Origin of the sequence: Enterobacter sp. Acro-832 (assembly GCF_011752745.1) — a bacterium.
Lineage (GTDB): Bacteria > Pseudomonadota > Gammaproteobacteria > Enterobacterales > Enterobacteriaceae > Enterobacter > Enterobacter quasiroggenkampii.
Window position 1 is genome coordinate 134,206 of sequence record NZ_VWWX01000006.1, and the last position, 8,544, is coordinate 142,749.

Here is an 8,544-nt window from a genome sequence, read left to right on the forward strand (position 1 = left end):
AGGAAGAAAGCACGATTTTTATTGCTTCACCCACACCAGTTGGTCAACCCGGAAGCCCAGACTGCGCGCGGTATTCAGGTAATCCTGCTTAACCGCATCCGGGATGGTCGGCGTGCGCGACAGGATCCACAGGTAATCGCGGTTTGGGCCGCTGACCAGCGCGTACTGGTACTTGTCATCCAGTCTGATCACGTTATAGCCGCCGTAGAACGGGCCGAAGAAGGAGACCTTCAGCGCGGCCGTGGTCGGTTCGCCGGTAAAGTACGCTTTCCCCTCGCTCTCGTTCCACTTGTTCTTCACCGGATCGTAGCCCCGGTTGAGCACGCTAATACCGCCGTCGCTGCGCTTGCCGTAGGTCGCCGTCACCTGCTCCAGCCCGCGTTCGAAGCGGTTTTCCAGACGGGCGACTTCGTACCATTTGCCGAGATAGCGGCTGGCGTCAAAGTGGGTAATAGGCTGAACGCCTTTCGGCGGCGTGGGGGATTTACAGGCGACCAGCGTCAAAGCAATCGCAACACCGGTCACAACAGGCCATAGCTTCATGAGAATTCCTTTCATTTGCACGGTTGGATGTTAAGTGTAGTGCACCGTTTCGGCGCTTCATCCCGTTCGGGAAAATTCGTAGTATATTGAGAGTATTCCTCCACTCTGGACACGGACATGGCTTACTCCATCGGCGAATTCGCCAGACTCAGCGGCATCACCGCCACCACCCTGCGGGCGTGGCAGCGTCGCTATGGTTTACTCAAGCCACAGCGCACGGAAGGCGGCCATCGCCAGTACAGCGATGAGGACGTCCAGCAGGCGCTCAAAATCCTCGACTGGGTAAAAAAAGGCGTCCCGATCGGCCAGGTCAAACCGCTGCTGGAACGCCCGACGCCGGGCCGGACCAACAACTGGCAAACCCTGCAGCAGAACATGCTGCAACGCCTGCAGGACGGCAAAGTCGAGTCCCTGCGCCAGATGATTTACGACGCCGGACGCGAGTACCCAAGACCCGAACTGGTCGCGAACGTGCTGCGCCCGCTGCGCAGCCAGGTATCCGCCAACGTGGCCGCCGCCATGACCCTGCGCGCAATCCTCGACGGCATCATCATCGCCTACACCTCGTTTTGTCTCGAGGGTGATAAAAAAGCGCCGGGCGATAATATTCTGCTCAGCGGCTGGCACCTGAACGACGCCTGTGAGATCTGGCTCGAAGCCTTAACGCGCACCGGACAGGGACACCGAATCGACATTTTGCCCTCGCCTCCGGCCGCGCTGGCCCCGGAAATTTTCCCGGAGCGCAAATGGCTTCTGGTCACCAGCGGTAAGCTCACCGCGGCGCGGAAAAAGCAGGTGGAGCAGTGGCAGCAGCAGGTATCGCTTGAAGTGATTATCCTCTGATCATTTTCTCCTGCGGGAATCTTCACGAAAAGTTGAATATTTTCCCGCGCCGCAGATGCTAACGTTTTCCTGTGACGAATAACTCCACAGGAAAACACCATGAAAAAAACTACCCCTCTGCTGATGCTGGCCGCGATGGCCTTTACCCCTGCCGCCTTTAGCGCCGCTCCTGCTGGCACCCTGAGCGTACACATCCTCGACCAGCAAACCGGCACGCCTCCACCGGGCGTCACCGTCACGCTGGAAAAGCAGCAGCAGGACAAATGGACCCCGATCGCCAGCGGTAAAACTGACCAGGATGGACGCATCAAATCGCTCTATCCGCAGGACCAGGACATGCAGCCTGGCGTGTATAAAGTGACCTTCAAAACCGCAGAGTACTTCCACGGCAAAAAGCTCGACTCCTTCTTCCCGGAGATCCCGGTGCTGTTTACCGTGACCCGCACCAACGAGAAACTACACATCCCGCTTCTGCTGAGTCAGTACGGTTACTCGACCTATAAGGGCAGCTAAGACGCATTGATTCTAAAGGAATAAAAAAATAGTTCCGCTAATACTTGGACAAATTAGTCATGTTGTGTAAGTTTTAATTATATGAACGGGAGGACGACACCATGACGACGAAACCAGTGCTGGGTATTAGCGGATGTTTGACCGGATCCGCCGTTCGCTTTGACGGCGGACACAAGCGTATGGGCTTCGTCATGGATGAGCTGGCCCAGTGGGTGAATTTCAGGCCCGTCTGTCCGGAAATGGCCATCGGCCTGCCAACCCCTCGCCCGGCGCTGCGTCTGATCGTGACGGAACACGGTGAAACGCAGATGCGTTTTAGCCATGCGCCTCACGAAGACGTTACGCAGAAAATGGCGGATTTTACGGCAGATTTTTTGCCGAAAATCGGCGATCTCGCCGGTTTTATCGTCTGCGCTAAATCCCCAAGCTGCGGCATGGAACGCGTGCGTCTGTATGATGAAAACGGCAACCGGGGCCGCAAGGAGGGGGTCGGGCTGTTCACCGCCGCCCTCCTTGAAACCTGGCCGTGGCTGCCCGTGGAAGAGGATGGGCGTCTGCACGATCCGGTGCTGCGGGAAAACTTTGTCGAACGTGTTTTTGCCCTGCACGAACTGAACACGCTGCGTAAAAATGGCCTCACGCGCCGCGCGCTGCTGGACTTCCACAGCCGTTACAAACTCCAGCTGCTGGCGCACCATCAGGCGGGTTACCGTGAAATCGGCCCGTTCGTTGCCTCGCTGCACGAGTGGGAAGATCTGGACGCTTTCTTCGTGGCGTACCGGGAAAAGCTGATGACCATCCTGAAAAAACCCGCTTCGCGTAAGAATCACACCAACGTGCTGATGCATATTCAGGGCTATTTTCGTAACCAGCTGAACACCCGCCAGCGCGGCGAGCTGCGCGACGTGATCCTGCATTATCGCAACGGACAGTTGCCTATCCTCGCCCCGATCACGCTGCTGAAGCACTACCTGGCCGAATACCCCGACCGGTATCTGATGACGCAAAACTACTTTGATCCCTATCCTGATGATTTGGGTCTGCGTCTGGCAGTCAAGTGATCATAAAAATGCGAAGGCCCCATTGACCCGTAGAGGCCCAAAGCAGTACCCCGTTTAGACGACATCCTCACTGTCGTCTCTTTTTTGCATTTCATCTCAAAGACTGTGATTATATACAGGCTTATTCTGCGAAAGGGGCCTGCCTGTGATCAATACCCTGCACATTCAAAACTACCGCTCCATCCGCGAGATGTCGCTGGAGCTGGAGCAGCTCAATTTCGTCTTCGGGCCGAACGGGACCGGAAAATCGAATATCTACAAGGCGATACACCTGATGCACAGCGCCGCGCAGGGGCAGTTTTCCCAGGCGCTGGCGAACGAGGGCGGCATTCTGAAGGTGTTCTGGGCAGGCAAAACCCGTAGCTACCAGCTGCGGCGGATGAATCTGGCGGTAGAAACAGAGACCTATGAATACGAGCTGCAGGTCGGGTTTGTGGAGAAGCTGCCCTATCCCTCGCAGTTTCAGCTCGATCCGGTGATCAAAGAAGAATCTCTCTGGCTGAGCGGCCAGCACCGTCGACCTTCGTCACAGCTGATGAAGCGTAAGAACCAGGCGGTGTTTCTGAATAACGTGCATCACGAGAAAGTGACCCACAGTGGCACGCTGTACGAGAACGAATCGGTATTCGGCCAGCTCGGCGAACCGCACCTTTACCCGGAAGTGTCGCAGATGCGCGAGTCCCTGCGTAACTGGCGCTTTTATCATGAGTTTTCTGTATCAATCGGCTCAGCGATGCGGGCCCCGCAGGTCGGTTTTCGCTCCCCGGTGCTGGCCAGCGACGGCTCCAACCTGGCGGCCGCGTTTCAGACCATTGTCGAGATTGGCGACGAGCTGCTGCTGATGCGCATCCTTGACCAGGCCTTCCCCGGCTGCGTGTTTTACAGCGACAACACCGGCGGACGTTTTCGCATGATGATGCAGCGCGAGGGGCTGAGCAGACCGCTGGAACCGGCGGAGTTCTCCGACGGCACACTGCGCTTTCTGTGCCTGGCGGTAGCGCTGTTAAGCCCCCGCCCACCGGCATTTATCGCGTTGAACGAACCGGAAAATAGCCTGCACCCGCAGATGCTGCCCGCCCTGGCGAGCTTAATCGCCGAGGCCAGCCGCTACTCGCAGATCTGGCTCACCAGCCACTCGCCGGAGCTGGCGACGTTGATTGAGAAGCAGCGATCATTTTCGCTGTATCAGCTGTCGATGACGGAAGGGGAGACGCGGGTGGAGAGGCTGGGGTAAGCCGCATTCTCTTCCCTAGAAGCCCAACAAAAAGAAACACAGTCCCATACTCGACATTACTCCGGGGGCTTCTTTCGTATCTTGCGCTCATCGAGTAAGGCATATAACCACGATCTGACGCCTGCCGCGGTTGCTGCAATAGCGCTTACAACGACAACCTGCTTAATATCTGACCGGTCAAAAACAACGTCATGGCTGATGATGAATTTAACGACAATCAGGGCCAGAGAAAAAAACGCCAGGCAGCAAACAAACAGGTATGCAATGCTGAACAATAACCTGGCGATAGTAAGTTTATTTTTTGTCATTTTGTTCACATCATCTTTATCGGCATTATCGAAAACGCCCTTCTCAGAGAACCAAAAATATCATCAATATATACCTTTCCCGAGTCTGGTACAGGGCTAAACAGTGGTTGATATGAAAGGCCTGCAAATGTACGAACAGGGTTATAATTTTTATCTTTCCGATAGCAATGTGTGGTTAGTGAATTTAAGTTCTCTGCCCTGATTTATACACAGCAGATTCATTTTCTGCAGCTGCAAACCACGCGTTAAAGTTAGCTGCTGTACCATGGTCCTCCCACCCCGGTGATGCAAAAGCATGAACATAGTAAACTTTAGGATCGCCAGATGTAGAGTGGCCGTCAAAACAAGCAACATCGTCAGAGTCACTCTTTTTTGCAAACGGTATCAAATTTCGTTCCGGGTATAGCTTTTTAATTTCATCAAACCACTGCTGAGAATATCCCTCGAACTCGCACAGGAACCACCAAGGTTCCAGATCAATAAGATCGTCTTCATCTATAACATTCAGAAAGCTCTGTGGATACTGAAACCCATTCTCAAAAGTCGTTACTGGGCACAAAAAACGTTTCATCTCTTAACCTTTTGGTTTGCCTGTTACTCTAAGGGGGCATTTCCCCCATACGGATTTCAATGCTGAAACCCCATGACAACCTCTTAATTCGACCAGTGGTCGCCTCACCCATGTTGTTGGTGCTAAACCTTTTTTTTAGGCTGTAGTAATGGAATATTTCAGCCACTTTTAGTTTATCAATTAAATATCACGTTGAACGAACCGGAAAATAGCCTGCACCCGCAGATGCTGCCCGCCCTCGCGAGCTTAATCGCCGAGACCCGCCGCTACTCGCAGATCTGTCTTACCAGCTTCGATGGCGGAGGGGGAGACGCGGGTGGAGAGGCTGGGGTAGTCTCAATGGGCACGGAGGCTGTTTTTTCGCATCTCGCTTCAGTGAAGCATGCCAATAAAGAACCACAGATACCCGGCCCTGATTAACCATATAAAAGGGCTGGTAATGCCGGATCGCCGGATATTAATCAACTCTCTCATGGAGGCCAGACCATCATTTTTGATGATGACATTTTTTGCACAATAGCGGCAATGCATAATCAGAAATAAAATCCCGAGGATCGCAAAACCAAAATAACTTTCGCGACTTCCCCAAAAATGAGTGCTTAACTTTAAATAAGTTAATCCCCAGATACTGACTAAGAAGACGATAAATGAAGATGCTGCAATGTTCATGTCTCGCTTACTACCCAGACCAAAAAAGAGCGCATCAAAGAAAAACATTGTGGTAAGAGGTGACTGAACGCTTCTTCCCGTCACTTTACTAAAACGGACAAACACGACAGTTCCGATGAAAAATGCGAACAGCGCAATTCCTAACAGCAGATAAATCATTTGATTAGTCCTTTTTGAAGGGCCAGGATATGAGGTCGGGACTGTTAGAGCCGTTAAGTTTTGAGAGAAATGGCTCAGCAAATACTGTAAAAAACTTTCTTCAATCCTGCTTGGGGCGCTATTTTATACTAACCAACATCCACTAAGCGATTGTTTTTGCTCATCTGCGTCCTGCTTTTTCAGTTCAGACAGAAGCTGATATATCTCGCCCTCAGCCTTCTTACTTGCGTATTTTGCAGTGGAGGTTGTGATATCCTTATCACCCAAAAACCGATTCTCAACAACAACCAAGTCCTTTGATATGTATTTTTTCATTTCAGTTTTCCCCTGGCAAAATCTTCGCCTGCTTTTCCTGCTCTCTCAGATAGATAGCCACCTACTGTAGCACCTGCTATTACCGGTAATTGGTTTACGGTACCACACCGCTATCTAGTCCCGAGCCGAAGTGCATCGATTGGAAATAGTGGTTGCAAAATCATACTTTCATTAAAAATGAACATTTTTGGTGATAATGCCGCGACATCATAAATATTTTCAAGCACTAATCTCAAATTAGTTCTAAATAAAGGTATATTTGCATCGTCTGCAATGACATAAACATCTTCATTTTTTAGCCTGGATTGACAGAGTAACTCATCACTGGTTTCAAAGTCTCTAAAGCTTATTTCAGACCAAGAAATGTTTCCGCTAACAAAGGGGTATCCTTCCAGAATAGCAGTTACTCTCGCTTCGTCTTCTTTATCAATAATAGTGAAATCAGCACTAAGAGCTTCTCTACACTCTTCAAATAAAGTCATAAGATCTACCTGTTCAATTGTTTCAATATAGTCTTAAAGGCGTTTTCATTATCCTCAAATGGTATCACTTTCTTAACACCTTTCCTGTCCCTTGCTATAATCCCATCTATTAATATGGGTGCCTTTTACAGAATCATAATCGACTCGCCAACCGACCACCCGCTGCGAAAACTTCCGCCGTTCCATGCATAATGCGCTATTTTTTACGCAGCGAGTAGATAGTCCCAAAGCAAGCAGCCCGGCGATATAATCCAGCGAATTATTCTCAACAACAACTCGATCCTGTACACTTTGCTGTGATGATAACTGTTTTTAACTTTACTATCAGATATCTAAATCCGTTTTCTCTGTTGTAATTTCGGAACGGCAAATTTTTGCCCCGACGTACCTTTTTCGCCAGAGTAAACTACCGCCTCGACGACAGTCGGGAATGTTTACTGGATAATTAATTTTCTTAAATGTTTTAAGCTAATGTCATTAACATCCATTTTAAGGTCATTACAAATTTTTATGGCTAAATCGTACTCAGACTGACTAATCGGTACGTCATACTCGCTTAAATGATCGCAAATCGTTTCAAAAGCTAACCCTCTTTCACCATGCCCTACATACTCAATGGCATCCTGGAGCATTTCATTATCTAAGCGCCCCTTAAAAAGGTCGCCGAATAACACTATTTTTTCATCTAAATCAATCATTTGAACACCCATCTTATTTAATCTTTTTATAACTGCTCGGCATCGGTCCATTATCAGGAAAGGTTATAAAAATTTTTCCTGTAGCAGGCTGGTAAACAACCCTAGTTCTTACGCCATCCCTAGTTTCATAGGACACCCAGTTAGCAGGTTTCCCTTTACTGGTGTTTACACCCCCAGTTCCCGTTTGAGCAAACCATTGTGTATCAGGAGCAGTAGCAATATCACCAACAGCATGTACTACTTTGTCTGTAGACCAATCTTGTGACGGGTGTGGGGATTTTGAGGTGAGAAGCAGGCTATCGTAAAATAGCCTGCCGGGATGAGTTCAGATATTTCCAAACAGTATTGCGGAACAAAAAAACGCCGCAGGAGCTGGGATCTTCTCAAGCCATCATATTGGCTAAAATTTGGCCTATATCATTAAGTAAGGCACAGACATCTTCTTTAGAAGCCCCAATCCTGGTTTCAAATTCAGGAAAAGAGATACCATTACAGATTTCATTCAAAGCTGAATTCAGGATCAATAACTCATTTTCATCAATGGTTAATTGAGCTTGTTTCCCAGCAAGAGATATTAAATCCATTCATCACCTCAAATTATCAAAGTACGCCCTACCGTTTACAGGCCTAAAAGCGGTTCCACCATCTGATGCTTAAGGATTGCGTGACCTGGCCGTTTTGGAGTACCGTCGCGGACGGCGGTACTCTAAAAACACATCTTGTCTGGAAGTGAGAAATGCAGGGCAAAAAAATCCCGCGGACAGTTGGCAGGATGTGTACTCACACAGGTAGCCGAGCAAGTAAGCTATTTACCTTTTCCGTATCTTCCGGGTGAAGCCGCAAATACTTTTCACTTGCAAGTCGTACGTAGTGATAGCAGATTTCTTCACTAACGATAGTAGTATCTGCTTCAGAGGGAGGATAACCAACAGCAAATTCAACACCCTCAAAATGTTCACTTTCGTCATAACTTTCCATATCAGGAAAGAAGCAGTAAACCCCATCTCTCATAAATGAATGCTTTTTAATAATACTTTCAATAGACATCAAGAAATCACCATCATTATACATGAGGTCAAAGTAAGTTTTTATAACCACGTAAGGGTCTGATTTTATATAAGGTAAACCAAATAAAAATTTCATTCATT

General features: G+C 49.3%; 13 protein-coding genes and 1 pseudogene. 5 read left to right on the forward strand and 9 right to left on the reverse strand.

Annotated features, from left to right (window positions below):
- Positions 1 to 18: 18 nt before the first annotated feature.
- Positions 19 to 543 (reverse strand): lipocalin family protein, encoded by a 525-nt coding sequence (locus F3J31_RS19120; protein WP_063622787.1) that lies wholly within the window; start codon positions 541 to 543, stop codon positions 19 to 21.
- A gap of 117 nt (positions 544 to 660) precedes the next feature.
- On the opposite strand from F3J31_RS19120, the gene F3J31_RS19125 reads away from it, so the two are divergent.
- The 4 genes from F3J31_RS19125 (at position 661) to F3J31_RS19140 (ending at position 4,194) form a co-directional block, all read left to right on the forward strand.
- Positions 661 to 1,386: a MerR family transcriptional regulator gene (locus F3J31_RS19125; protein ID WP_048030818.1), complete on the forward strand. Its 726-nt coding sequence runs from the start codon at positions 661 to 663 to the stop codon at positions 1,384 to 1,386.
- Positions 1,387 to 1,485: 99 nt separating this feature from the next.
- Positions 1,486 to 1,899 carry a hydroxyisourate hydrolase gene (gene uraH, locus F3J31_RS19130; protein WP_048226512.1) on the forward strand — a complete coding sequence of 138 codons (414 nt, stop codon included), beginning with the start codon at positions 1,486 to 1,488 and terminating at the stop codon, positions 1,897 to 1,899.
- 101 nt (positions 1,900 to 2,000) lie between these two features.
- Positions 2,001 to 2,960, forward strand: coding sequence for a DUF523 and DUF1722 domain-containing protein (locus F3J31_RS19135; protein ID WP_048030819.1), 960 nt, complete (start codon positions 2,001 to 2,003; stop codon positions 2,958 to 2,960).
- A gap of 145 nt (positions 2,961 to 3,105) precedes the next feature.
- Positions 3,106 to 4,194 carry an AAA family ATPase gene (locus tag F3J31_RS19140; RefSeq protein WP_167214751.1) on the forward strand — a complete coding sequence of 363 codons (1,089 nt, stop codon included), beginning with the start codon at positions 3,106 to 3,108 and terminating at the stop codon, positions 4,192 to 4,194.
- Between the two features lie 56 nt (positions 4,195 to 4,250).
- On the opposite strand, the gene F3J31_RS19145 is transcribed toward F3J31_RS19140, so the two are convergent.
- Complete coding sequence (locus tag F3J31_RS19145; protein ID WP_167214754.1) at positions 4,251 to 4,502, reverse strand: hypothetical protein; 252 nt, start codon at positions 4,500 to 4,502, stop codon at positions 4,251 to 4,253.
- Between the two features lie 184 nt (positions 4,503 to 4,686).
- Positions 4,687 to 5,073: a hypothetical protein gene (locus tag F3J31_RS19150; RefSeq protein WP_069720529.1), complete on the reverse strand. Its 387-nt coding sequence runs from the start codon at positions 5,071 to 5,073 to the stop codon at positions 4,687 to 4,689.
- Positions 5,074 to 5,259: 186 nt separating this feature from the next.
- Here F3J31_RS19150 and F3J31_RS23465 point away from each other — a divergent pair.
- Positions 5,260 to 5,364: pseudogene (locus tag F3J31_RS23465) on the forward strand (chromosome segregation protein SMC); the annotation flags it as partial.
- An 81-nt stretch (positions 5,365 to 5,445) separates the two neighbouring features.
- On the opposite strand, the gene F3J31_RS19155 reads toward F3J31_RS23465, so the two are convergent.
- The 6 genes from F3J31_RS19155 to cdiI all read right to left on the reverse strand — a co-directional run bounded on the left by F3J31_RS19155 (position 5,446) and on the right by cdiI (position 8,539).
- The gene (locus F3J31_RS19155; protein WP_167214757.1) at positions 5,446 to 5,901 is read right to left on the reverse strand and encodes a hypothetical protein; all 456 of its coding nucleotides are present in this window, start codon (positions 5,899 to 5,901) and stop codon (positions 5,446 to 5,448) included.
- Between the two features lie 123 nt (positions 5,902 to 6,024).
- Positions 6,025 to 6,216 carry a hypothetical protein gene (locus tag F3J31_RS19160; protein ID WP_167214760.1) on the reverse strand — a complete coding sequence of 64 codons (192 nt, stop codon included), beginning with the start codon at positions 6,214 to 6,216 and terminating at the stop codon, positions 6,025 to 6,027.
- A 110-nt stretch (positions 6,217 to 6,326) separates the two neighbouring features.
- Entirely contained in the window at positions 6,327 to 6,698 is a 372-nt protein-coding gene (locus F3J31_RS19165) for a hypothetical protein (RefSeq protein WP_167214763.1), read from the reverse strand.
- A 434-nt stretch (positions 6,699 to 7,132) separates the two neighbouring features.
- Positions 7,133 to 7,396, reverse strand: coding sequence for a MafI family immunity protein (locus F3J31_RS19175; protein ID WP_167214766.1), 264 nt, complete (start codon positions 7,394 to 7,396; stop codon positions 7,133 to 7,135).
- A 383-nt stretch (positions 7,397 to 7,779) separates the two neighbouring features.
- Positions 7,780 to 7,980, reverse strand: a complete 201-nt coding sequence (locus F3J31_RS19185) for a hypothetical protein (protein WP_167214769.1) — start codon at positions 7,978 to 7,980, stop codon at positions 7,780 to 7,782.
- A gap of 196 nt (positions 7,981 to 8,176) precedes the next feature.
- Positions 8,177 to 8,539 carry a ribonuclease toxin immunity protein CdiI gene (cdiI, locus tag F3J31_RS19190; RefSeq protein ID WP_167214772.1) on the reverse strand — a complete coding sequence of 121 codons (363 nt, stop codon included), beginning with the start codon at positions 8,537 to 8,539 and terminating at the stop codon, positions 8,177 to 8,179.
- Between the last annotated feature and the right edge of the window lie 5 nt (positions 8,540 to 8,544).